The 23887-nt window shown below is 63.7% G+C and carries 25 protein-coding genes and 1 tRNA gene; 11 read left to right on the plus strand and 15 right to left on the minus strand.

The genetic code is table 11. From position 1 onward, the window contains the following. The first annotated feature begins 116 nt into the window (after nucleotides 1-116). Genes hyfB through ACTJLC_RS01825 form a run of 7 tightly spaced genes read left to right on the plus strand, consistent with a single transcriptional unit; the run spans nucleotide 117 to nucleotide 7679 of the window. On the plus strand, nucleotides 117-2138 hold the full coding sequence (hyfB, locus tag ACTJLC_RS01795; RefSeq protein ID WP_073427635.1) for a hydrogenase 4 subunit B: 2022 nt from the start codon (nucleotides 117-119) through the stop codon (nucleotides 2136-2138). Further along, the gene (locus ACTJLC_RS01800) at nucleotides 2135-3085 is read left to right on the plus strand and encodes a respiratory chain complex I subunit 1 family protein (protein WP_073427634.1); all 951 of its coding nucleotides are present in this window, start codon (nucleotides 2135-2137) and stop codon (nucleotides 3083-3085) included. Before hyfB ends, ACTJLC_RS01800 begins: the two co-directional genes overlap by 4 nt. Next, nucleotides 3085-3744 carry a formate hydrogenlyase gene (locus tag ACTJLC_RS01805; protein WP_073427633.1) on the plus strand — a complete coding sequence of 220 codons (660 nt, stop codon included), beginning with the start codon at nucleotides 3085-3087 and terminating at the stop codon, nucleotides 3742-3744. Before ACTJLC_RS01800 ends, ACTJLC_RS01805 begins: the two co-directional genes overlap by 1 nt. Further along, entirely contained in the window at nucleotides 3737-5197 is a 1461-nt protein-coding gene (locus ACTJLC_RS01810; protein WP_073427632.1) for a hydrogenase 4 subunit F, read from the plus strand. The genes ACTJLC_RS01805 and ACTJLC_RS01810 overlap by 8 nt, the downstream gene beginning before the upstream one ends. A gap of 4 nt (nucleotides 5198-5201) precedes the next feature. After that, on the plus strand, nucleotides 5202-6764 hold the full coding sequence (locus ACTJLC_RS01815; RefSeq protein ID WP_073427631.1) for a hydrogenase large subunit: 1563 nt from the start codon (nucleotides 5202-5204) through the stop codon (nucleotides 6762-6764). Continuing rightward, nucleotides 6764-7291 (plus strand): NADH-quinone oxidoreductase subunit B family protein, encoded by a 528-nt coding sequence (locus tag ACTJLC_RS01820; RefSeq protein ID WP_073427630.1) that lies wholly within the window; start codon nucleotides 6764-6766, stop codon nucleotides 7289-7291. The genes ACTJLC_RS01815 and ACTJLC_RS01820 overlap by 1 nt, the downstream gene beginning before the upstream one ends. 55 nt (nucleotides 7292-7346) lie before the next feature. Beyond that, nucleotides 7347-7679: a hypothetical protein gene (locus ACTJLC_RS01825; RefSeq protein ID WP_073427629.1), complete on the plus strand. Its 333-nt coding sequence runs from the start codon at nucleotides 7347-7349 to the stop codon at nucleotides 7677-7679. Nucleotides 7680-7763: 84 nt separating this feature from the next. Here the strand turns inward: ACTJLC_RS01825 and ACTJLC_RS01830 are convergent, their stop codons facing one another. The 11 genes from ACTJLC_RS01830 to ACTJLC_RS01880 all read right to left on the minus strand — a co-directional run bounded on the left by ACTJLC_RS01830 (nucleotide 7764) and on the right by ACTJLC_RS01880 (nucleotide 16026). Continuing rightward, nucleotides 7764-8261, minus strand: a complete 498-nt coding sequence (locus ACTJLC_RS01830) for a TPM domain-containing protein (protein ID WP_073427710.1) — start codon at nucleotides 8259-8261, stop codon at nucleotides 7764-7766. A gap of 1 nt (nucleotide 8262) precedes the next feature. After that, nucleotides 8263-9123, minus strand: coding sequence for a TPM domain-containing protein (locus tag ACTJLC_RS01835; protein WP_073427628.1), 861 nt, complete (start codon nucleotides 9121-9123; stop codon nucleotides 8263-8265). Continuing rightward, the gene (locus tag ACTJLC_RS01840) at nucleotides 9120-9749 is read right to left on the minus strand and encodes a LemA family protein (protein ID WP_073427627.1); all 630 of its coding nucleotides are present in this window, start codon (nucleotides 9747-9749) and stop codon (nucleotides 9120-9122) included. The genes ACTJLC_RS01835 and ACTJLC_RS01840 overlap by 4 nt, the downstream gene beginning before the upstream one ends. 205 nt (nucleotides 9750-9954) lie before the next feature. Further along, nucleotides 9955-10302, minus strand: coding sequence for a DUF4148 domain-containing protein (locus ACTJLC_RS01845; protein WP_073427626.1), 348 nt, complete (start codon nucleotides 10300-10302; stop codon nucleotides 9955-9957). A gap of 335 nt (nucleotides 10303-10637) precedes the next feature. Next, on the minus strand, nucleotides 10638-11579 hold the full coding sequence (locus ACTJLC_RS01850) for a copper resistance D family protein (protein WP_073427625.1): 942 nt from the start codon (nucleotides 11577-11579) through the stop codon (nucleotides 10638-10640). Further along, on the minus strand, nucleotides 11579-11953 hold the full coding sequence (copC, locus tag ACTJLC_RS01855) for a copper homeostasis periplasmic binding protein CopC (RefSeq protein WP_073427709.1): 375 nt from the start codon (nucleotides 11951-11953) through the stop codon (nucleotides 11579-11581). The genes ACTJLC_RS01850 and copC overlap by 1 nt, the downstream gene beginning before the upstream one ends. Nucleotides 11954-12016: 63 nt before the next feature. Next, nucleotides 12017-12367 carry a copper-binding protein gene (locus ACTJLC_RS01860; RefSeq protein ID WP_073427624.1) on the minus strand — a complete coding sequence of 117 codons (351 nt, stop codon included), beginning with the start codon at nucleotides 12365-12367 and terminating at the stop codon, nucleotides 12017-12019. A gap of 64 nt (nucleotides 12368-12431) precedes the next feature. Further along, entirely contained in the window at nucleotides 12432-13727 is a 1296-nt protein-coding gene (locus tag ACTJLC_RS01865) for a copper oxidase (RefSeq protein ID WP_073427623.1), read from the minus strand. 1 nt (nucleotide 13728) lies between these two features. Further along, nucleotides 13729-15180, minus strand: coding sequence for a TolC family protein (locus ACTJLC_RS01870; RefSeq protein WP_073427622.1), 1452 nt, complete (start codon nucleotides 15178-15180; stop codon nucleotides 13729-13731). Next, entirely contained in the window at nucleotides 15177-15521 is a 345-nt protein-coding gene (locus ACTJLC_RS01875; RefSeq protein ID WP_310129111.1) for a hypothetical protein, read from the minus strand. Before ACTJLC_RS01875 ends, ACTJLC_RS01870 begins: the two co-directional genes overlap by 4 nt. A gap of 94 nt (nucleotides 15522-15615) precedes the next feature. Beyond that, nucleotides 15616-16026 (minus strand): hypothetical protein, encoded by a 411-nt coding sequence (locus ACTJLC_RS01880; RefSeq protein WP_073427620.1) that lies wholly within the window; start codon nucleotides 16024-16026, stop codon nucleotides 15616-15618. A gap of 302 nt (nucleotides 16027-16328) precedes the next feature. Here ACTJLC_RS01880 and ACTJLC_RS01885 point away from each other — a divergent pair, with 302 nt between their 5' ends. From ACTJLC_RS01885 to copM, 4 genes are all read left to right on the plus strand, one after another. After that, nucleotides 16329-17000: a heavy metal response regulator transcription factor gene (locus ACTJLC_RS01885; protein WP_073427619.1), complete on the plus strand. Its 672-nt coding sequence runs from the start codon at nucleotides 16329-16331 to the stop codon at nucleotides 16998-17000. After that, nucleotides 16997-18409 carry a heavy metal sensor histidine kinase gene (locus tag ACTJLC_RS01890; RefSeq protein ID WP_374710262.1) on the plus strand — a complete coding sequence of 471 codons (1413 nt, stop codon included), beginning with the start codon at nucleotides 16997-16999 and terminating at the stop codon, nucleotides 18407-18409. The genes ACTJLC_RS01885 and ACTJLC_RS01890 overlap by 4 nt, the downstream gene beginning before the upstream one ends. Nucleotides 18410-18490: 81 nt before the next feature. Further along, nucleotides 18491-18688: a heavy-metal-associated domain-containing protein gene (locus ACTJLC_RS01895; RefSeq protein ID WP_073427706.1), complete on the plus strand. Its 198-nt coding sequence runs from the start codon at nucleotides 18491-18493 to the stop codon at nucleotides 18686-18688. 53 nt (nucleotides 18689-18741) lie between these two features. Beyond that, on the plus strand, nucleotides 18742-19140 hold the full coding sequence (copM, locus tag ACTJLC_RS01900; RefSeq protein ID WP_327083062.1) for a CopM family metallochaperone: 399 nt from the start codon (nucleotides 18742-18744) through the stop codon (nucleotides 19138-19140). A 347-nt stretch (nucleotides 19141-19487) separates the two neighbouring features. Here the strand turns inward: copM and ACTJLC_RS01905 are convergent. The 4 genes from ACTJLC_RS01905 to ACTJLC_RS01920 all read right to left on the minus strand — a co-directional run bounded on the left by ACTJLC_RS01905 (nucleotide 19488) and on the right by ACTJLC_RS01920 (nucleotide 23868). Next, nucleotides 19488-19581 (minus strand) — tRNA-Ser (locus ACTJLC_RS01905). Between the two features lie 192 nt (nucleotides 19582-19773). After that, on the minus strand, nucleotides 19774-21024 hold the full coding sequence (locus tag ACTJLC_RS01910; RefSeq protein ID WP_073427618.1) for an aspartate kinase: 1251 nt from the start codon (nucleotides 21022-21024) through the stop codon (nucleotides 19774-19776). Between the two features lie 376 nt (nucleotides 21025-21400). Beyond that, entirely contained in the window at nucleotides 21401-22855 is a 1455-nt protein-coding gene (tilS, locus tag ACTJLC_RS01915) for a tRNA lysidine(34) synthetase TilS (protein ID WP_073427617.1), read from the minus strand. Nucleotides 22856-22896: 41 nt separating this feature from the next. Beyond that, nucleotides 22897-23868, minus strand: a complete 972-nt coding sequence (locus tag ACTJLC_RS01920; RefSeq protein WP_007181378.1) for an acetyl-CoA carboxylase carboxyltransferase subunit alpha — start codon at nucleotides 23866-23868, stop codon at nucleotides 22897-22899. Between the last annotated feature and the right edge of the window lie 19 nt (nucleotides 23869-23887).

The raw sequence follows: 23887 nt of genomic DNA on the forward strand, positions 1-23887 counted from the left end.
TGCCGCCATGTCAACGAAATGGAAGATCGTCACCGGCTGGAGGCGGTTTCGGGATACTCTTCATCAGACACGCTGCCCGCTGAACAGAACCTTTGACGGTATTGGAGACAACGTCGATGGAACACGCGCAGTTCACCCCGCTGGTCATCCACTACGTGCTGCTCGTGATCGCGGGCTGGCTCGTCATCGGGGTCGCGGGGCTGGCAAGCCTGCGCCGCACCCGCGTGGTGGCGCACGGGCTGTTTCCAGCCGGCGCGGTGTTCGGGCTGCTGCTGTGCGGGCTCGGCCTCGCGGGCGTCTTTGCCGGTCCCCGGCAGATCGTCCTGCCGCTCGGGCTGCCGGACCTGCCCTTCCATCTTCGGCTCGACGGCCTGTCCGCCTATTTCCTGTGCGTGCTCGGCGTGGTGAGCACGGGCGTGAGCGCCTTCTCCGCCGGCTACTTCCGCAAGGGCGAGGGCACGCCGCCGGGCCTGCTGTGCTTCGAATATCACGTGTGCCTCGCGAGCATGGCGCTCCTCCTGCTCGCCGACGATGCCTATTGCTTCATGGTGGCATGGGAAACCATGACGGTATCGGCCACCTTCCTCGTCATGACCAACCACCGCTTCGCCGACATCCGCCGGGCGGCCTGGCTCTACTTCCTGATCTCGCACGTCGGCGCGCTCGCGCTGCTGCTGTGCTTCGGCCTGTTGCAAGCCAATACCGGCGACTACACGTTCGCCAACATGCGCGCGCAGCATCTGGACGTGTTCTGGGCGTCGGTCGCGTTTGTGCTGGCGCTGTTCGGCTTCGGCACGAAGGCGGGCATTGTCCCGCTGCACGTCTGGCTGCCCGAGGCGCATCCGGCGGCGCCCTCGCCGGTCTCGGCGCTGCTCAGCGGGTTCGTCCTCAAGGCGGGGCTGTACGGCGTGCTGCGCACGGTGTTCGATCTGCTGCACGTGCAGATTGCCTGGTGGGGCGTGCTCATGCTGATACTCGGGCTCTTCTCCGCGCTCTTCGGCGTCGTGTTCAGCGCGATTCAGACGGACATGAAGCGCCTGCTGGCGTACTCGTCGATCGACAACATCGGGTTGATGTTCGTCAGCATGGGGCTCGCGATCCTGTTTCGCGCGTACGGAATGACGGCGCTCGCCGCCTTATCGTTGACAGCCCTGCTCTATCAGATCGCGAGCCACGCCGCCTTCAAGAGTCTGCTGTTTCTCGGCACCGGTTCCGTGCTTCATGCCACGGGCGAGCGCAATCTCGGGCGCCTCGGCGGCCTGATCCGTTTCATGCCCTGGACCGCATGGGCCGCGCTCGTCGGCGCGCTTTCCAGCGCGGGGCTGCCGCCGTTGAGCGGCTTCGTCTCCGAATGGCTGTTGCTGCAAAGCTTCCTGTTCACGCCGGGTTTGCCGGACCCGTTCCTGAACATGGTGGTGCCGCTCGTCGCCGCGCTGATCGCGCTCGTGGCCGCGCTCGCGGGCTACACCATGGTCAAGTTCTTCGGCATCGTCTTTCTCGGCCAGCCGCGCGAGGCGAAGCTGAGCGAGGCCCGCGACGCCACGCCGTGGGAGCGGGTCGGCTTCGCATGGCTGGCCGCGATATGCGTGCTGCTCGGACTGCTGCCGGTGCAATTCGTGGCCGTTCTGGACCGCGTCACGCGGATGCTGGTGGACGCCGGCATCGGGCCGGCCGTCGCACGCAATGGCTGGCTGCTGCTCGCGCCCACTAGCGTGGACCGGGCCAGCTACATGCCGGCGGTGTTCCTGCTGTTCTTCCTTGCCTGTTGCGCGCTCGCGTGGCTGCTGGTGCGGCGTCTCTACCATGGGCGCCTGCGGCGGGCCGCGCCCTGGGCCTGCGGCTATCCGTTCGGGACCGCGCGCATGCAGGACACGGCGGAAGGCTTCGGGCAGCCGATCCGGGAAATCTTCGCGCCGCTCTTCAGGATCGAACGGCGGCTGCCTTCGCCATTCGACAGCCAGCCGATATACAGCGTGAGCGTGACCGATCGCGCGTGGGCGCTGATTTACGAGCCGCTCGAACGGCTGATCAAGCGCATCGCGGCGCTGGCCGGCTTGCTTCAGACGGGCCGCATCGCCGTCTATCTGATGCACAGCTTTCTCGTGCTGATCGTCCTGCTGATGCTGGTGAGACGATGATCACGCTCTCCGGATTGCTCTCCCAGGGCCTCGAAATCCTGCTCGCGCTCGCGGCAGCGCCGCTGTTGACCGGGTGGATCAACATCTGCCGCGCGCGCTTGCAGAACCGCCGTGCGCCGAGCATCTGGCAGCCTTACCGGATGCTTCACAAGCTGTTCAACAAGGAGTCGGTCGTCGCCGAACATGCGAGCCCGATTTTCCGCGGCGCGCCGTATGTCGTCTGGGCCTGCATGACGCTCGCCTGCGCGATCGTGCCGACGCTTTCCACCGATCTGCCCCTCTCGCCCGCCGCGGATGCGATCGCCCTGGTGGGCCTGTTCGCGCTGGCGCGCGTCGCGATCTCGCTCGCGGCGATGGACATCGGCACCGCGTTCGGCACGCTCGGCGCGCGCCGCGAGATGCTGGTCGGCTTTCTGGCCGAGCCGGCCCTGCTGATGGTGCTGTTCTCGGCGTCGCTGATCACGCAGTCGACCTTGCTGACCCGCATCGTCGCCACGCTCAGCCATCGCGAACTGGCGATCTATCCGAGCCTCGCGTTCGCGGGCATCGCGTTCACGATGGTGTCGCTCGCGGAGAACGCGCGCCTGCCGGTCGACAATCCGACCACCCACCTCGAACTCACGATGATCCACGAGGCGCTGATCCTCGAATATTCCGGCCGGCATCTCGCGCTGATGGAATGGGCCGCGAGCCTCAAGCTGTTCGCGTACTCGTGCATCGGCCTCGCGTTGTTCGTTCCCTGGGGCATCGCGGAGGCCGGCAGTCCGCTGGCGCTGCTGCTCGCGATACCGACGCTCTTCGTCAAGCTGTCGATAGGCGGCGCGGCACTCGCGATCGTGGAGACGACCAACGCCAAGATGCGCATTTTCCGCGTGCCGGAGTTTCTCGCCACGGCGTTCCTGCTGGCCGTCATCGGCATGCTGGTTCACTTTCTGCTGGGGGCGTGATGCACGGATTCGCCACGCAGATCATCAATTTCCTGGCCGCGATCCTGTTGCTGCTGTCGTTCGCGATGCTCAGCCAACGCCGCATCCTGTCGCTGATTCACCTCTATACGCTGCAGGGCGTGACGCTCGTGTCGGCGAACATGATCCTCGGATACGTGACCGCCGACGTGCACCTCTACATCTCCGCGGCGCTCACGCTCGTGCTCAAGGTCGGCCTGATCCCCTGGATACTCTATCGGCTCGTGCAGCGCCTGAACGTCAGGACGGACGTGGAGTCGCTCCTCAACATTCCCGCCACGCTGCTGATCGGCATCGTGCTCGTGATCGTCGCGTTCAACGTCGCCTCGCCGGTCAGCCAGCTCGCCTCGTCGGTGGCGCGCGGCACGCTCGGCATCGCGCTCGCCTGCGTGCTGCTGTCGTTCATGATGATGATCACGCGGGCGAAGGCGATTCCTCAGGTGATCGGCTTTCTATCGATGGAGAACGGCCTGTTCTTTGCCGCCGCCGCGGCGACCAACGGCATGCCGATGATCGTCGAACTCGGCATCGGACTCGACGTGCTGGTGGGCATCCTGATCCTCGGCGTGTTCATGTTCCAGATTCGCGAGCAGTTCGACAGCCTGGACATTCACCACCTCGAAAAACTAAAAGATGACTGAAGCCTGGGTCCTGCTGCTGGTTTTCGCCATCCCGCTTCTGGCGGGCGTCTGTCTTGCGCTCGTGGGCCAGCATCATGTCGCGGCGGAACTCAACGTCGGCTTCAGTTTCCTCACGTTCGCGGCGGCCGCGCTGCTCGCCGCGAAAACCGTGGCGCACGGGCCGGCGTTCGCGCTGGGCAAGCTGTTCTTCGTCGATCCGCTCAACGTGTTCCTCGTCGCGCTGACGGCCTTCGTCGGCTGGACCACGTCGATCTTTTCACGGCCGTACATGCGCATCGAGCGCGACCGCGGCAAGATGACGGCCCCGCGCATGCGTCTTTACCACAGCATGTATCAGCTGTTCATCTTCGCGATGCTGCTCGCGCTGCTCACCAACAACATGGGCATTCTGTGGGTCGCGATGGAAGCGGCCACGCTCGCGACGGTCCTGCTGGTGAGCGTCTATCGCACCGCGGCAAGCCTCGAAGCCGCGTGGAAGTACTTCATTCTGTGCGGCGTCGGCATCGCGCAGGCGCTGTTCGGCACGATCCTGCTCTACCTCGCCGCGAGCCGGCAACTGGGCGGCGGCGACGCGCTGCTCTGGACCAGTCTGAACGCGGTCAAGAGCAGTCTCGACCCGACCATCATTTCGCTCGCGTTCGTGTTCCTGCTGATCGGCTACGGCACCAAGGTCGGCCTCGTGCCCATGCACAACTGGCTGCCCGACGCGCACGCCGAAGGACCCACGCCGATTTCGGCCGTGCTGTCGGGGCTGCTGCTCAACGTCGCGCTGTATGCGGTGCTGCGCTGCAAGGTGCTGGCCGATGGCGCATTGCAGAACGGCCTGCCGGGACATCTGCTGGTCGGCTTCGGGTTGGTCTCGGTGCTGATCGCCGCTTTTTCGCTGTTCCGGCAGAAAGACGTCAAGCGGCTCTTTTCGTATTCGTCGATCGAGCACATGGGCTTGATGGCGTTCGCGTTCGGGCTCGGCGGTCCTATCGCAACGTTCGCGGGACTGCTGCACATGACGGTGCATTCGCTCGTGAAGTCCGCGATCTTCTTTACCGTCGGACACGCGGCGCAAAAGGCCGGCACCCAGGCGATCGACGACATCCGCGGCTTGTTGCGCGTGAGCCCGACTGTCGGCTGGGGCATGATGCTCGGCACGCTCGCGATTCTCGGCATGCCGCCGTTCGGCGTGTTCGCGAGCGAGTTCCTGATTCTCACCACGGCGATGCGCACGCTGCCGTGGGCCACGCCCTTCCTGCTGCTCGGACTGGCCGTGGCGTTCGCGGCCATCTTCGTGCGCGTGCAGGGCATGGTGTTCGGCGACACCACGGCCAAGGTGCTTGAACATCCGCCGGCGCTGCTGCCGGTGTTCGTCCATCTCGGCATGAGCTTGATGCTGGGACTCTACATTCCGCCTTATCTTGCGACGTGGTATCGGCAGGCGGCGGCCATGATCGCGGGGTGAACACATGCGCATCGAGGCATTCGGTCTTGCCAATCTCGTCCGCCTGGCCGGGTTCGCGGGCAAGTCGTCGGCGTTTCTCGCGCGCGTCGACGCCGACACGTGGACCCGCACCGCCACGACGGCGCGCGCAACAGGCGGCCGTCTGATTTCGTTGTGGGGCGCCGAGGAGGCGGCGGGCTCGTTCGCGATCTCCGCGGCCTATGCAGTGGAAGACGGCCTCCTGTGGGTTCAACTGCCGCTTCCATCGACGCCCGGCATCGAGGGCGGCTACCCGGACCTTTCGCCGATCTTTCCGTGCGCGGTGCGCATGCAACGCGCCGTGCACGATCTGCTGGGACTGCGTGCGATAAACGCCGGGGACGCGAGGCCGTGGCTCAATCATGGCAACTGGCCCGCCGATTATCATCCGCTGCGGAAGCTGCATTCCGGGACCGAACGGTTCGAGTCGCGCGAAGCGGACTATCCGTTCGTGGCGGTCGCGGGCGACGGCGTGCATGAGATCGCCGTGGGTCCGATCCACGCGGGTGTGATCGAGCCGGGGCACTTCCGTTTTTCAGTGGTCGGCGAGAAAGTGCTGCGACTGGAGGAGCGCCTGGGTTACGCGCACCGAGGCATCGAACGTTTATTCCAGCAAACGCCTCTGCTGCTCGGGCATCGTCTCGCGGGCCGGATCGCCGGCGACTCGACCGTCGCGTTCTCATGGGCGTATTGCATGGCGGTAGAACGGGCGCTCGGCGTGCTGATTCCGCCGCGCGCGCAATGGCTGCGTGCGCTGCTGCTCGAACGCGAGCGCATCGCCAATCATCTGGGCGATCTCGGCGCGCTCGGCAACGACGCCGGATTCGCATACGGCCTCGCGCAGTTCTCCCGTTTGAAGGAAGACTGGCTGCGGCTGAACCACCGCGTCTTCGGGCACCGCTATCTGATGGACCAGATCGTCCCCGGCGGCATCGCGGCGCAAATCGATGCACGCGCCGTCGCGGCGCTGCAAACGCAGTGCGATCAGATCGACGCGCAGGTCCGCGTGATGCAGCGTATCTACGACGATCAATCGGGACTGCAGGATCGCTTCGCGGGCGCGGGAATCCTTGCCGCGAAAGTGGTGGAGCACTTCAGCGTCTGCGGACTCGCCGCGCGTGCCAGCGGTCGGAAGATCGACGTTCGGGCCGATCATCCCTATGCGCCCTATCATGAAGTTCAGGTGCGCGTGATCAGCGACGAACGGGGTGACGTGGCCGCCCGCGTCATGGTCCGCTTCGGCGAGATCCATGAGTCGATCCGGCTCATCCACGCGCTGCTCGCCGATCTGCCGGACGGAGAGATTTCAGCGGCAATCGAACCGGAGGCCACGCCGGCGCGTGGCGTGGGCTGGATAGAAGGCTGGCGCGGCGACGTGTTCGTCGCACTCGAAACCGCCGGCGACGGCACCATCGCGCGCTGCCACTGCCATGACCCGTCGTGGCAGAACTGGCCCGCGCTGGAGCATGCGATCATCGGCAACATCGTTCCCGATTTCCCGTTGATCAACAAGTCGTTCAATCTGAACTACGCGGGGCACGACCTGTAATGTGGCAACTCATCAAACAGATGGCGAGAACCGACACGCCAACGCTGCGCGTGCCCGAAGGCGACGACGCGTGGCGCACGGAAAGCCGGCGGCTTCAGCAGGACATCCTCGACGTGCTCGGCCGGGCGCTGTGCATCCGCGAGATCGATGCGGGTTCCTGCAACGGGTGCGAGCTCGAAATCCACGCGCTCAACAATCCCTATTACAACATCGAGGGCCTGGGCATTCGCTTCGTCGCAAGCCCGCGTCATGCGGACATGCTGCTCGTCACCGGTCCGCTCACGCTCAACATGAAGGAAGCGGTATGGCAGGCCTACGAGGCGACGCCTCATCCGAAACTGGTCGTTGCCGTCGGCGAATGCGCGTGCACGGGCGGCATGTTCAAGGACAGCTACGCGGTGTGCGGGCCGCTCTCGAAGCTTCTTCCCGTCGACGTGACGATCCCCGGCTGTCCGCCGCCGCCCATCGACATTCTGAGGGGCATCCTCACCGCGCTTCGTGCCCAACGCGCGCCTGTTCCGCCGTGATCGAGGCGCACGTCGGACATCGTCATTTCCCAGTAGCTTCGCAACACATCACCGCATGACACCTATCAAATTCATCCTGCGTTACACCGTAGTGCCGTTGATGGCGATCATCGCCGTCGTGAGCTGGGCCTTGTTTCATTCATCCGCCGAAATCGACGCGCGTCAGTACGCGGCGCTCTCGGCGGCCTACGCGAGCTTCCCTGTGCCACTCAGGCATGACGTCGCCGATGCAATGAAATCCGGGAAGCTGCACAAATGGGATTATTCGTCGCTGGTGCGCGAATCGCTCGACGACGGCGTGGTGCTCGACTGGCCGCAACAGCAGACGGCCGACGTGGCGCAGGAACGAGCGAGGCTCGCTGCGCTCGTGCGCGCCGACCGGTTCTGATTTTCTGATTCGGGCTGCCCGCGCCGGCGGCCGACCGTTACCGCGCGAGGGACAGCGACAGCGGCAGCGGCAGCGGCAGCGCGATCACAATATCGCGGGCGTGTCCGGCAATTCGTTTATGAAGTCGCGCTGCGCGGGAAAGTGCTGCTTCAGAAGCTGCGCGATCGCCTGAATCCCGCCGATCGCTCCGTCGCGGTAGGCTCCCTGGCGGAAAGCCTCTTCCATCGTGTGGCAAACCGCCTGCCATTGCACTTCACCGACCTTCGCATGCACGCCGCGATCGGCGACGATCTCGACGTCGCGGTCGGCAAGCAGCACGTAAATCAACACGCCGTTGTTGTGCTCGGTATCCCAGACGCGCAATTGCGAGAACACTTCCACGGCACGGTCCCGCGCCGATTGCCCGTTGAAGAGCGCGAGGCTCGGCAGCGCGCCTTCGATGGCGAAGCAGACCTCGCCGGCGTGTTGCGCATCGCATGCCTTGATCGCCTCTTCGATCGCGGCCAGCGTGTCACGAGAAAACGCCGCGTTGACCTTCGCATGGGTGGTCAAGAGATGCTTGAGGATTCGCTGGATGTTCATCTCACCACCTGCCCGACGCGCCACCGCCGCCAAAACCGCCGCCGCCGCCGCCGAATCCGCCGCCGCGGCCGCCGCGCCCCGACCCGCCGCCACGACGCCCGAGACCGTATGCGCCGACGTAGCTTCCGATCCCGCCGCTGGTGAGCGTCAACACGAAGGCGATCACGCCGGCCGCGATCGTCGCGAGAAGGCCGGCCGCCAACAGCCAGGTGATCACCGCCACGCCGACGCCCGCGACCGCGGCGCCGGGCAAGCGTCCGAACATGGCGCGCAGCACGCCGCCGAACACGATCGCCACCATGAAGATAACCGGCGCATAGCGCCAGATGTTGGGCGGCTCACCCGCGTTGCGGGATTGCGGGGGCGGCAACGACTCGCCGTCGGCCACCCGGATCATCTGATCGACTCCCGCGTTGATGCCGCCATAGAAGTCGCCCTGGCGGAATCGCGGCACGATGATTTCATTGATGATCCGATTGCTGACCGCGTCGTTGAGCGCGCCTTCGAGGCCATAACCCACCTCGATGCGCAGCGCGCGGTCATTCTTCGCGACGATCAGCAACGCGCCGTCGTCCACCTTCTTGCGCCCGAGCTTCCATTGCTCGACCACGCGCATCGAATATTGCTCGATGGTCTCCGGTTCGGTGGTGGGCACGATCAGCACCGCGATCTGCGTGCCCTTCCTGCTTTCGAAGGCCTGCAGTGTCTGTTCGAGCGCGCCTGCCTGCTCGCGGGTGAGCGTGCCGGTCTGGTCGGTGACGCGTGCCGTCAAGGGCGGCACCGCGACCTCGGCCATCGCCCCCGAGGCGCCCCACAGCGCGACGCCGATCAGCAACGCCATGAGGGCTTTGAGCGCATTCAATTGGCGGCTCCCGACGCCGGCTGAGCCTTACCCGGCGCGGCGCTGAAGTCGACCCGCGGCGGCCTGGCGATTTCCTGCTCGTTGGCGACCGAAAAGTTCGGCTTCTCCTGATAGCCGAACGCCTTCGCCGTGAGATTGGAGGGGAACGACCGAATGGTGACGTTATAGGCCTGGACCGCCTGGATGTACCGGTTGCGGGCGACGGTGATGCGGTTCTCCGTGCCCTCCAGTTGCGCTTGCAGATCGCGGAAATTCGCGTCCGATTTCAATTGGGGATAGTTCTCCGAGACAACCAGTAGCCGCGAGAGCGATGAAGTGAGTTGGCCCTGGGCGGCCTGGAACTTCGCGAATTCCTCGGGATTGTTGAGCACCTCGGCGGTAGCCTGAACCGAGCCGACGCGAGCCCGTGCTTCAGTCACCTGGATGAGCACGTCCCGTTCCTGGGCCGCGTAGCCCTTGACCGTGTTCACCAGATTCGGCACCAGGTCCGCACGCCGTTGGTACTGATTGACGACTTCCGACCAGCTCGCCTTGATCTGTTCATCCTGAACTTGCAGCGTGTTGTAGCCGCAACCCGCGAGGCTTAGCGCAAGCAGCGCAGCCAGGACCCGCCATACCTTGCGCATTCTGTTTCTCCAGTGTTCTGTCGGCATTTCGATGATAGACCAAACAGTGGGGCATGCGGTTTGGATATGCCGTGCGTTGGCCGATGCTTGCACCCTCCATGCTGCGATCGCCCCCGCCTGCGCAATTTGACCTGGCTCAACGAATTGTCAGTGCCGCGCCGCCGGGATCATCCCGTTGCGCGGCGACTGTATCGCGCGAATGGCCTTACGGCTGAGTGGCCCACTTCTGAGGCGCCGCTTCCAGTCGCGCCAGATTGCGCGCAATCGTTGCTTCGCTCGGCGGATAGTCGGCGCCACCGGACGGGATCAACCCCGCGCGCCGCGCTTGAATCAGTTCCTGCAAGACCTCATCCCGGGTCTTTCCTCGCGGCGCCTGGGCAACCGGAGTGATCGCGGTCGTCACATTCGATGACGACGGGCTCGCGCTGCTCGCCGGCGGCAACGCGGTCGAAACCGAGGCTTTAGGGTAGTCGTGGTCGGCATCAGCGAACGCGGACGTGGCGAGCGTTGCGGCAATCAGCGCGGCAACGATAGAGATGGATTTGGACGACATGGTTACTTTTCTCCTGAACGACGCGGAACCGGTAAGAGTTGATTCCGAACAGGTTCCATTCTGGAGTGCGGCGTCTGAACGACCGGTGACGGCGAAATGACTATTTGGTCATCCGAACAACAAGGCGTTCGCCGCGCCAACGTCAGTCGATGTCGATCGGCCGATAGCACCGAGCCCGTCGTGCGCGGCGCAAAAAAAAGGACCCGAGATCATGCCCTCGGGTCCCGTAAAAGATGGCCGTACCTCGGGCCGATCAAGGAATACATGCGGCCTTCATCGACCCGGCGGCGATGACCATCTGCGTGGACGTGAAACAAAAAACGCGTTGAAACGAACTACGACGCGCCGGGCAGCGGACTCGAAACCAGCACCGCAGCCACGACCAGCACACCGGCCAACACCACCGACTCGACATGCAGCACCGCGGCGAAGCGTTTCAAAGGCTTCACCGGCAAGGCGGACGAGACATTCTTCAGCGACGCGAGCAGTGTCGGCATCTCGAAGAAACGATTGTGCCCGCCGAGGGCGGCCGCCACGAACACCAGCGCGAGTTTCAGCATGAGCATCTGCCCATAGCCGGACTCGAGCAGTCCCTCCGGCGACCGGACGCCGCGCCAGCCGTTATAGGCGCCCGTGATAAACAGAACAACCAGCGCAAGCGTCGCGGCATCCGACAGGGACTGGATATACGCGGCGCTATTCACGCGCTCGCTGCCCGGCGCGTTAAAGAAACGTGGCGCGACGATATACGTGGTCACCAGCACGAGCCCGACCCACGCACTGATCGCAAGCAGGTGGATCCAGTCCGCCCATACCGGCAGACTGAAGGCGCCGGCATCCACAGGATGTCCGCCGTTGCTGCGGGCCAGCGCGACGCCCGCCAGCGCCAGCCAGATTGCCGGCACGAAGCGGATCGACTTGCCGGTCTGCATAAACGAAAGAACCACCACGCATGACATGAGCACGGCCCCGGCGAACCATGCGTGACCGAACCCGGTCTCGACGAGCATCGAGCGCACCGCGGGCCAGGCTTCGACAAGCGTGGACTCGCTCATCAACGCGCAATGAATCCAGAAGGCAAACGTACTGGACAGCAGTGTGCTGACAGACGCGATACGCAATGCGCCGACGAGCCGCCGGCTCACGCCCACCTGCCACGTGGACGTGCTGCGCGCGAGCCATCGGTCGCTGAGCATCACGCCGACGACAACCGCAAAGCCGAGGTTTTGCAACGCAACGAACGCGAGCCGCAGGACGCCGAGGAGACCGTCGTTCATCACTTCACCTGAAACGCGTACGTGCCCTTGGTCTTGTGGGCGTCTTGCGTCATGACCGCCCACTGCACGGAGTAAGTGCCGGACGCGAGCTTCGGCAGCGCAACGGTCAGCATCCGCGGATTCGCCGCGTCGACCTTGGCCTTCTCCTTGCTCACGGTCGCGCCCTTCGCGTCCGACACCTTCACCGTGCTGAAGGTGGCCTCCAGGTCTTCGTTGAAGGTGAGCCGCAGCGCGTCGGGCGCCGCATCGACGGTGCTGCCGGACGCGGGCACGGCGCTCTCCAGCTTGCCGTGCGCGAACGCCGCCGTGGGCACGAACGCGACGGCGGTCGCCGTGGCCAGTCCGAGTAGTTGTTTGCGAGTGAATATGTTCATGTTCTTGTGCATCCTGATGATCGAAATAGGCGTAGCCCCTGTGACGGGGCACCCTGCGAATCCTTACTTCTTTTGCAGCTTCGCCACCGTCAGCGCGCCGTCGACTTCCTCAGCCACGAAGTCGATTTTGTCGCCGGGCTTGACCTGCGAAATCATGGCGGGGTCCTTGACCTTGAACACCATCGTCATCGCGTCCATGCCCAGATTGTCCAGCGGGCCATGTTTGATGGTCAGCTTGCCGGCCGACGTGTCGACCTTCTTGACCTCTCCGTGCGACATCCCCGCTTTCGCGTCGCCGCCCTGCTTCGCGGCGCTGCCGCCCATGTCCATGTTGCCCATGTCGCCGGCCGCATAGGCCGATGCGGAAACGGCCAATGCGCAGCCAAGCGCAATCGATGCCAATACGTTCTTCATCACTCTTTCTCCTGCGTTGAAATGAAAAGTTGAGCCGGACCGCCCGGTCCGGCGACACAAAAAATCAGCTATCCGGCAACTCGCCGGTGTATTCGTAAGCAACCGTTCCCTTCGGGTGCCGATACCAGCCGGGGTCGCGATAATCCTTGCGCCCCAGTCCCTCGCGAACCTTCACGACCGTGAACATGCCGCCCATTTCCAGCGGACCGAACGGGCCGGTGCCGGTCATCATCGGCAGCGTGTTGTCGGGCAGCGGCATTTCCATCTCGCCCATCGCGCCGCCCGTGCTGCCCATTGCCATGTAGTCCGGCACGAGCTTGTTGATGCGTTTGGCGAGATCCTTTTGCGGCACGCCGATCAGGTTCGGCACCTGATGGCCCATCGCATTCATCGTGTGATGCGACTTGTGGCAGTGAAACGCCCAGTCGCCGGGACGGTTGGCCGTGAATTCGATGGCGCGCATCTGGCCGACCGCGACGTCGGCCGTGACCTCCGGCCAGCGCGCGGCAGGCGGAATCCAGCCGCCGTCCGTGCCCGCGACCTCGAAGTGATAGCCGTGCAGGTGGATCGGGTGATTGGTCATCGTCAGATTGCCGAAGCGGATGCGCACGCGGTCTCCCGCACGCACCGGCAACGGGTCGATGCCCGGAAAGACCCGCGAATTCCAGGTCCACATGTTGAAGTCGGTCATCTCGTTCACGCGCGGCGTGAAGCTGCCCGGATCGATGTCGTACGCGGACATGATGAACACGAAGTCGCGGTCCACCTGCATGACGCCGGGGTCTTTCGGATGGACGATGAAGGTGCCCATCATCCCCATCGCCATCTGCACCATCTCGTCGGCATGCGGGTGGTACATGAAGGTGCCGTGCTTCTCCAGCTGGAACTCGTAGACGAACGTCTTGCCCGGCGGAATATGCGGCTGCGTGAGGCCGCCGACGCCATCCATGCCCGAGGGCAGCAGCATCCCGTGCCAGTGAACCGTGGTGTGCTCCGGCAGCTTGTTGGTCACGAAGATGCGAACCTTGTCGCCTTCCACCGCCTCGATGGTGGGGCCCGGCGCCTGGCCGTTGTAGCCCCAGAGGTTCGCCTTCATGCCCGGCGCCATTTCGCGCACCACCGGCTCCGCGATCAGATGGAACTCCTTCCAGCCGTTCTTCATGCGCCACGGCAACGACCAGCCGTTCAGCGTGGCCACCGGCGTGTACGGACGGCCATTCGGCGGCGCGAGCGGCGGCTGCGTGGTGGCTTTGCTCATGATGGGCGCTTCGGGCAGCGAGGCCGCGCCGGCCTTGCTGACGAGCGCCGCGCCCAACAGCGCGGCCCCCGAGCCGCCAAGAAAATTTCGACGTGACAGCATGTCATTTACCTTCGGAATGTGTGGACGACGCGGGTTGCGCCGCCGGCGCCGCTGGCGCGGCTTGTTCTGATTGCGCCGAAGCCACCGCGAGCGGCGGCAAACGGCCGCCGACCGCCTGCTGCAAGTCGGTTTCCGCGAGCCAGTAGTCCTTCAGCGCATCGATATAGCTGTTCACCGCGCCGACCTGGTCACGCGAATCGGCGAGCAGTTCGAACACGCTCGCGAGCATGCCGTTGTAGCGAAGCATCAGTTCATCGGAAATGGTTTTGCGGATCGGCACGACCTCGTCGCGATAGTGCTTGGCCACGTCGTAATCGGTCACGTAGGCCGAATACGATTCGCGGACCTCCGAGCGTGCGTTGATCGCAGTTTCGGCGACGCGATTGGCCGACTGCATGTAAATCGCCTCGGCCCGCGCCACCTTGGAGCTGCCCCAGTCGAAAAGAGGAATCTCGACGCTGATCTCGTAGCCTTGCTCGCGGCCGTCGGAAGTCGTGAAGTTGTTCTGATACCCGACGTCCAGCGCATTGATGAAGCGCGTCGCCTTGCTCAAGCCCAGCGAGGACGCGACGCTCTGCGTTTGCAGCTTCGCCGCCTGGATGTCCAGCCGGTTTTGCATCGCAAAGCTTTCCAGGTCGTTCAACTCGGGGCGCGCTTTCGGCAGATCGGGCAGGCGCTCGGGCAGCGCGTACTGCGTGCCGGGACCCCACAGACCCATCGTGCGCGTGAGCTTTTCGCGCGCGGACACCGACTGCTGCCGCGTTTTCGCCAGTTGCGCGACGGCGTCCGCATAGAAGGCCTGCTCGCGAGCGTAGTCGAGCCTGCTGAAGTTGCCCGCCTGTTGCATCCGCAACGCCAGCTCGGCGCCGGCCTCCGCCGAATCCTTCACCTGCGCGGCATAGGCCGCGGCCTGCTCGGCGGCCACCGCGCCGATGTAGGCTCGTCGCGCGTCGGCGGCCACCTTGAGCATCGCGTCCGCGGCGAGCAGCTTCGTCTGTTCGAAGCGGCGGCTCTCGATCTTCGTCGCGAGCGGCAGCGTCAGGACGCCCAGCACGCCGAGCGTGAACGTGCGGCTGATGCTCAGTTCGTTGCCGCCGTGCGTGCGGCTGAAGCTGAAACCGGGATTCGGCAGACGTCCGGCCTGCACGAGATCAGCCTCCGAAATGCCGAGCTCCGCGTAGGAGGCTTGCAAGCCGCGGTTGTTCAGCAACGCGATCTGGACCGCGTCGTCCATGCTCAAGGGCTTGGCCAGCAGTTCCTGGGTTCGCTTCGCGACGGCGTCCCGGTCCTCGTCGGTTTTCACCAGCACCGCGTCTTTCGCAAGACGTTCGGAGGCGGTCGTCGATACGGTATTGAAGCCGCCGTCTTTCGAAAATGTCGTGCAGCCGGCAAGCAAGGTCAGCGCAACGGCGAGCGCCGCGATGCGGCCGCCCGAAAAAAGTGGCGAGCTCATTTGGCCGGTCCCTCGTGGGTGCTGTGTTCGTGTTCGCTGGGTGGTTTGTGTTCTTTGTGTTCGCCGTCGTTGCCGCGTTCGTTGGAACTGGCCCCGGCGCCGGCGGCCGGCTTCGCGCCGTGGTTCATCCCTTTCATCGCCGATGAATTCATCACCGCGCGATTGAGTTCCTGCCAGCTGGGCGCAGGTTCGTCCCGGTAGGCCCGATAGTCCGCAAAGACGGACGGCGTGCTGAGCGCCGGCACCGACGCGAAGGCGTCGGACGGGTCAGGATGTGGGGTGTCGGCTTGCACGAGCGCCGGCAACAATGCCGCCGCGCCGAGCAGCGCCGCGATAAACATTCGCATGATTTTTTCTCGTCGTCAGTCACCTGGATGGCCGAAGCACGGCCTTCAGGACGAAATTGCGCATCGCAGCCGAGGCCGCGACGAAGGGCTAGACGAGGGAGATGCGGGGAGGTCGTTCGATGCCGCTCGTCAGAAACGACGCGACGTGGACCGAGGGAGGAAGAGGAACCGCGAAGTGAGCGATGCCGGCGGGCGCCGCCACGGCGGGAAGCGCAAGCAAGCCGACGCCCAGACAGCAGGACGCGCAGGTCCCGCAACTGTGCGCATGAGGCGCGCCGCGGTGTTGGTGGCCGTGATCGTCGTGATCGCCGCCGTCGGCCATCGTCAGCTCATGCATATGATGATCGTGAGCGGGGGCGTCCATCTCGGCATGCTGCATGGGCGCAACTTCGCTCCTGATATGCGATGACTCGCATTTCAGGGAGACGGCCGCGAACGCCTGAACCGGAAGGCTTAGCATGAGCAGCACGATGACGAAGAGTTTGCGCCAATACGACATGGAAATGGAGTCTAGCACGCAGTTTGGGAGGGCCGTAAGGCTGGAATCGGTGCTGATACGGCCGTCGCGCAGGAAAAGCGGCAACGGCTCAACGCAGATACGCCTCGAAGCTTAATTGCGTCAGCGTGACGACGGCATGGCTGCAACATGACCAAATTTTCAGACTCGATCGAAGATGAACAAACTGTCATTTTGCCGCCATGTTCGATCCACCTTTCGCCCACTACGCTGCGTGCACTAGACTCGTCGTGTCGGAACCGGCGACCGGCGACCGGCACATACCTACTACACCACCACCTGCCATGCGGATACTCATAGTCGAAGACGAACCGAAAATGGCGTCCTATCTCCGCAAGGGGCTGACGGAGGCAAGCTACACGGTCGACCTCGCCGACAATGGCAAGGACGGCCTCTTTCTCGCCTTGCACGAAGACTTCGATCTGATCGTGCTCGACGTGATGCTGCCTGAGCTGAATGGTTTCCAGGTGCTCAAGCGGCTGCGGGAACAGAAGCAAACGCCCGTTCTGCTCCTGACGGCGCGAGACACGGTGGAAGACAAGGTCGAAGGCCTCGAACTCGGCGCCGACGACTACCTCTCGAAGCCCTTCGCCTATGCGGAGTTTCTCGCTCGCATCCGCTCGCTGTTGCGACGCGCACCGCGTGGCGCGCGCGACGTGCTGCTCATTGCCGACCTGGAAGTGGATCTGATCAAGCGCCGGGTCCATCGGGGAGGCACTCGCATCGACCTCACCGCCCAGGAGTTCGCGCTGCTTCAGTTGCTGGCCGAACGCCAGGGCGAGGTGCTCACGCGCACGTTCATCACGTCGCAGATCTGGGACATGAACTTCGACAGCGACACCAACGTGGTGGACGTAGCCGTGAAACGCGTGCGCGCCAAGATCGACAACTCGTTCGACAAGAAACTGCTGCACACCGTGCGGGGCATGGGTTATGTGCTCGAGGACCGCTCGTGACGACGGTGGCCGGCCGTCGTTCGCCCCGTTCCTATTCGTTGCTGAAACGGTTGACGCTCGCTTTCTCCGCCGCCGCGATCGTGGTGTTCGCGCTGACGGGTGCATTCCTGTACAACGCGCTGTCGACCGAGTTGCAACGACGCGATGACATCGAAATCACCGGCAAGCTCAGCCAGTTTCTACAGTTGGCGCGAGACGCCGGTTCAACTCGGGCCTTGCGGGGTAACCCGTCCGTGTTCCACGAGGTGTTGCTGTCTCATCCGGGCGTCTATCTCGCCATTTTCGACCGGCGAGGCACGCTCCTCCTTCAGCATTCCGACGAGCCGTCGGCGAACCTCTGGCTTGCGCCCGCCGCGCATCGTGCGAACGAACCGTACACCTGCGGGCCGGCCGGCATCGGTCCGGCGCGCTGCGTATTCGCCGACGAAACGCTGCCGTCCGGCGAATCGGTTCACGTGCTGCTGGTTCGCGCGGCCGCCGAACGGCAATCGCTCCTGGAAAGCTATCGGATCGACATCTGGCTGGCGGTCGCGGTCGGGGCGGCGCTGGTCGGCGCGTTGGGTTATGCGGTCGCGCGGCGCGGCTTTTCACCGGTCAAAAGCATCGGGAGGCAAACCTCGCGCATCGAGGCTCACAATCTGAGCGAGCGGCTGGATATTCAGGGAGGACCGATCGAGCTTCAGGACATCGCGTTCTCCGTCAATCGCATGCTCGACCGTCTCGAACGCGCGTTCGTGCGTCTCTCGCAGTTTTCGTCCGACCTCGCGCACGACATGCGCACACCGCTCGCCAACGTGATCAGTTCGTCGCAAATCACGTTGTCGCGCCCCCGAACCACCGACGAATACGAAGCGCTCATCGACTCGAATATCGAGGAATGCGAGCGGCTTCAACGGATGATCGAGAGCATGCTGTTTCTCGCGCGCACGGACAACGCGCAGCAGCACATCAAGATGGTGGAACTCGACGCCGAAAGCGAATTGCGCCGGCTCGCGTCTTATTTCCAGGGACTCGCCGAGGAAGCGGGTGTGCATTTCGTCGTGCAAGGGAACGCTCGGCTGTTCGCGGACGCGACGCTCTTGCGCCGCGCAGTGAGCAACCTGATATCGAACGCGCTCGACCATGCGTTTGCCGGGACCGCGGTTGAACTCAGCTTGTACGATTCGCCGAAATATGTCGCGATCGAAGTCGCCAATCATGGGCCGGCGATTCCTCAGGAACATGCCGACCGGATTTTCGAGCGCTTCTATCGGGTCGATGCCGCGCGGCACGGTTCGGCGCGCAATGCGGGCTTGGGTCTTGCCATCGTCAAGTCGATCATGGAATTGCATCGCGGCAAGGTCGACGTCGCGAGTTCAGTTGATCGCACGACCTTCACGCTGTATTTTCGGCGGGAGATTGCGGTCTGAATGCGACGCGCGCGGCTGCTTGACTTTACCGTCGTGGGAAGGTTCAAACTGAGTGTTCTGTTTGATTACCGGAGCAAAAAAATGGAATTCCAGGTGAAGGACATGTCATGCGGCGGATGCGCCAATTCGATCACCCGCGCGGTCACTCATGCCGATCCCGCAGCGAAGCTCGAGATCGATGTCGCCGCCAAAGTCGTGAAAATCGATTCGGCGTTGCCACCCGAGCGTCTGCTCGCCGTGATCGAAGAGGCGGGATTTCATCCGACGCTCGGCGCGTAGCATCGGCATCAGCGCCACGCGTGCTGAAAATGACTCATCCAAGGAGTTTGAAGATGAAAAAGCTTTACGTCCTTCGCACCGTATCTCTTTGCATGGGCCTGGCATTCGGCGTCGCGACATTTTCCGTCTCCGCGCAACAAGGCGCATCGATGCACGGGATGGATATGTCCGCCTCCGCGGATGCAGGCTCGAATTCCTCGACCTCGGCCTTCGAGAAAGCGGACAAGGAGATGATGGCGAAGATGAGCTCGCCGCCCTATACCGGAGATGCCGATAAGGACTTCGTGTCGCATATGATTCCGCACCACGAAGGCGCCATCGAGATGGCCAAGGTGCAGTTGAAATATGGCAAGGATCCCGAGCTGAGGCGCCTGGCAAAGAACATCATCAAGGCGCAGCATGATGAAATCGCGTTCATGCAACGGTGGCAGGCGAAGCACGGCGGGAAGTGACGAAACCGCGTCATCCTCCAACGCTGTCCACGCGCTATTTTCCCGCTCAGGCTGTCGTCAGTTGCTGACGCAGCAAATGCCGACCGAATATCCGCCAATGGTCGGTTGCTTGCTCCAGCTAGCGCAACCGCTCAAACACAAGGCGAGACAGATAATCGCGATTTTCATTTTGTGCCCCCGGGTTAATGGAACGGGATTGTAATGTCTGTTACCGGGCAGCGCTGAGTCGGCAACGAAGGGACGCTTTATTTTTTACAGCACCAGCCGAACTGATGGAACCCATCGGCGGACCACAAAAGGAAAAAGCCCCGTAAGCGGTTAGACTTACGGGGCTTTTTGTTCCGCTTTGGCGGAGACGGAGGGATTCGAACCCTCGATCCAGGTTTTGGCCCAGATGCTCCCTTAGCAGGGGAGTGCCTTCGACCTCTCGGCCACGTCTCCCAAACTTTCGGTCGCGCAGGGAGTCAGCGCGACGAAGCCAAGATAATAGCGGGCCGAACCGCGAAGGTCAATGTCTACCGCACAGTTTTCGTGCCAGATTCGTCACCGCCAACGCAATTCGTTCACATTGGCCGCGCGCACCGCAGAAACCACCAAAGCGGCGTGTTCGTGCGCCTCGCGGTTGCCGGCAAATTACGCCTGATCCAGTTCGAATGCCTTATGCAGCGCGCGCACGGCGAGTTCCATGTACTTCTCGTCGATCAGCACCGAAATCTTGATTTCGGAGGTCGAAATCATCTGGATGTTGATGCCCTCTTCCGACAGCGTGCGGAACATCGTGCTAGCGATACCCACGTGCGAACGCATGCCGACGCCGACCACCGAAACCTTCGACACTTTCGGGTCGCCCAGCACCTGCTCGGCCTGCACATGACCCTTCACCTGGCCGGTGAGGATATCCATCGCGCGCTGATAGTCGCCGCGGCCGACCGTGAACGTGAAAGCCGTTTTGCCTTCGACGCTCTGGTTCTGGATGATCATGTCGACGTCGATATTCGCGTCCGCCACCGGACCGAGAATCTGATACGCGATGCCCGGCTTGTCGGGCACACCCATCACGGCGATGCGAGCTTCGTCGCGCTGAAACGCGATGCCCGAGATGACTGCTTTTTCCATGGTCTCGTCTTCTTCAAAAGTAATCAGGGTGCCCGACTTCATTTCAGCGTCGAGCGGTATCAGCGGATCGGTCAGGCTCGACAGCACGCGCGTCTTAACCTTGTATTTGCCGGCGAATTCCACCGAGCGGATCTGCAGCACCTTTGAACCCAAACTGGCCATTTCCAGCATTTCTTCGAACGTCACGCGATTGAGGCGACGCGCTTCTTCCACCACCCGCGGGTCGGTCGTGTAGACCCCGTCGACGTCCGTATAAATCAGGCACTCATCGGCTTTCAACGCAGCCGCGACCGCGACCGCCGACGTGTCCGAACCGCCGCGGCCGAGCGTGGTGATATGACCGTCGGGGTCGATGCCCTGAAAGCCCGTGATCACCACCACCTTGCCCGCGTCGAGATCGCGCAGCACGCGCTCGCCGTCGATTTCGCTGATGCGCGCTTTAGTGAACGCGCTATCCGTCTTGACCGGCACTTGCCAGCCGGCGTAGCTGACCGCCTCGACGCCGGCTTCCTGCAGCGCGATGGCGAGCAGACCGGAGCTGACCTGCTCGCCGGTGGCGGCGATCATGTCGAGTTCGCGCGGGCTCGGCTGGCCGGTGATTTCTTTCGCGAGACCGAGCAAGCGGTTCGTTTCGCCGGACATTGCCGACGGCACGACGACCATCTTGTGGCCGGCCTTGTGCCATTTCGCTACGCGCCTGGCGACGTTCTTGATGCGCTCGACCGAGCCCATCGAGGTGCCGCCGTATTTATGTACGATGAGTGCCATTGTCGTTCTGAACTGGAGGAGAAACCGCGCTGGCGCGCTGGAGACGACCGCACACAAGCACGACAGCGCAACGTTTCTGGAACGACGGCAAAGTGTGTGGCGGCGTAGATGCAGCGCGCGTGCAGCACGCGCGGATTTGCCCGTGAATGATCGCTAATGGCTTACCGGAAACTACGCAACACGATCGGCAAAACGACAAAAGCGACGGCAAAAGCGGGCCGGGCAAACAAGCTAAAGTACCCGATCGGGCGTAAAAAGACAAGCCGAAACGGCCGTCGCGAGACTCGGAATACGGGCTGCAAAGGCTTATTTCATGCGGTTTTGCGCCCTGTTTCGGGATCCGTCGCAGCGACAACCGGGATGTCCGACCGGCCGGTCAGGCAAGCAGCAGGTCTTCGCGCCACATGATCGTGACGCGCGGTTCAGCCACGTTCGCGTCTTCAGGCAAGGCCGCGCGGTTGACTCCGAGCAAGGGCACGAACAGCAATTCGTCGCCGACGTAAAGCAGTGGCACGTCGCGTTTCCACGCGGGAATGCCGCGCTCCTGGAACAGGTTCTTCAAGGTCCGGCTCGGCGCGTCCGGTAAAGCGCCTTTGCGCATGCGCTCACCGCCACTGCGCGGGCGCACGCTCAACACAGCGCGGCGCAAAACGCTTGTGGGAATCGTGTCGGTGTCGTCCTGAGTTGCCGCGGCATCGGTAGGAGCAGCGGCATCGGCGAACACGAACGTGCCACGCCATTGCGGCAAGCGCCAGGCCGCCTCCCCTTGCCACGCTAGTTCGCTCACGGCACGCGCGGCGAGCGCGGTTTCGTCGGCGGGTTCGCTGCTATCGCCCGCTTCCCAATAGACGAGGCCGCGATAACTGCGCAACGCATGACCCGCGTGATCGATCCGCAGACTATGCCCTTCGCCCGCTTCACCCACTTCGCGCAGTTGACGCAGCGCGTCGGCAACTCGCGCGCTCGACGCGGCCACGAGTCCTAGCGTGCGCATCCAGTAACGCATCAGGTTGAGCGCGCGATCGTCGTCGAGCGCGAGCAGCACGTCGTGCGCGAGCGCGCGGCCTTCGTCGCGTGACGCCGTCTCCATGTCGATGCGCGCGAGCGCGTCGAGCAGACGCTGCGCCGACGCGGCATGCGCCGCCGTGCGTGCAAGCGCATCGCGAAAACCAGGAAAGTGGACGGCCAGCGTCGGCGTCACTTCATGGCGCAATGCATTGCGAGCGTAGCGTGTATCCGCGTTCGATTCGTCGTCGATCCAGCGCAGCGCGCGAGCGTTCGCATACTGCTCGAGTTGCGCGCGCAGCAGATGAAGCAAAGGCCGCACGCGCAGTGCCGACGCACCCGCCGGCAAGTACTCCGGCGCCATCGCCGCGAGACCCGCGAGGCCCGCTCCCCGCAGCAGTTGCAGCAAGACGGTCTCAGCCTGATCGTCCGCGTGCTGCGCGAGCCATAGCGAGTGAATACCGCGTGCCGCGCACATGGCGTCCAGCGCACGATAACGCGCATCGCGCGCCGCGGCCTCGACGCTCACGCCCGAATCGTGCGCGACCTGGACGCGCTGAGCCTCGAATTCGACGCCGCGCTCGCGCGCGAACGCCTCGCAATGCGCGAGCCATTCGTCGGCGCGCGCGCTCAAGCCGTGATGCACGTGCAGCGCCACACAACGCGACGCGCCGGCCACGCGCACAACCGCATCGAGCAGCACGCTCGAATCGACGCCTCCGCTCAACGCCACCGCGATGCGCGCGCTTGCAGGCAACGCGGACAGCGCAACGCCGACCGCATCGAGAACGAGGCGGTCGGCGGGAGAGTCGGCGGTGGAGGTCACGTCGTTAGCGCGCGAAGCGCCGAAAGTGAACGCGCGCGGGCTTAGGCACCCGGCGTCGTTTCCTTGAACTTGCCGTACGACATCAGCCGTTCGAAACGGCGTTGACGCAGGTCGTTGATGCTCATGCCCTGGAACTGGCGCAGCGAGTCGGCGAGTGCGCGGCGCAGCATGGCGGCCATGCCCTTCGGATCGCGATGCGCGCCGCCGAGCGGCTCGTTGACGATCTTGTCGATCAGGCCGAGCGCCTTCAGACGATGCGCGGTCAGGCCGAGCGCTTCCGCCGCCTCGGGCGCCTTGGCGGCGCTCTTCCACAGAATCGACGCGCAGCCTTCCGGCGAGATCACAGAATATGTTGAAAATTGCAGCATCAGCACACTGTCGCCAACGGCGATCGCGAGCGCGCCGCCCGAACCGCCCTCACCGATGATCGTGGCGATCAGCGGCGTTTTCAGCTCAGCCATCACGTACAGATTGCGGCCGATCGCTTCGGACTGGCCGCGCTCTTCCGCGCCGATGCCGGGATACGCGCCCGGCGTGTCGATGAACGTGAAGATCGGCAAGCCGAACTTCTCGGCAAGACGCATCAGACGCTCCGCCTTGCGATAGCCCTCGGGACGCGGCATGCCGAAATTGCGCAGCGCGCGCTCCTTGGTGTCGCGCCCCTTCTGGTGGCCGATCACCATGCAGGCCTGCCCGTTGAAACGCGCGAGGCCGCCGACGATCGACAGGTCGTCCGCATAATTGCGGTCGCCGTGCAACTCATGGAAGTCGGTGAACAGCTCGTTCACGTAGTCGAACGTGTACGGGCGTTGCGGATGGCGGGCGATTTGCGAAACCTGCCAGGGTGTGAGGTTCGCGTACAGATCCTTGGTGAGCTGTTGACTCTTCTTGGACAGCCGCTCGATCTCTTCCGAAATATCGACGGCCGAATCGTCCTGCACGAAGCGCAATTCTTCGATCTTCGCTTCGAGTTCAGCGATCGGCTGTTCGAAATCCAGAAAGGTGGTCTTCATTGTTTGTAATCCTTGGACT

Source organism: Paraburkholderia sp. 22099, assembly GCF_052045835.1.
GTDB classification, from domain to species: domain Bacteria; phylum Pseudomonadota; class Gammaproteobacteria; order Burkholderiales; family Burkholderiaceae; genus Paraburkholderia; species Paraburkholderia terricola.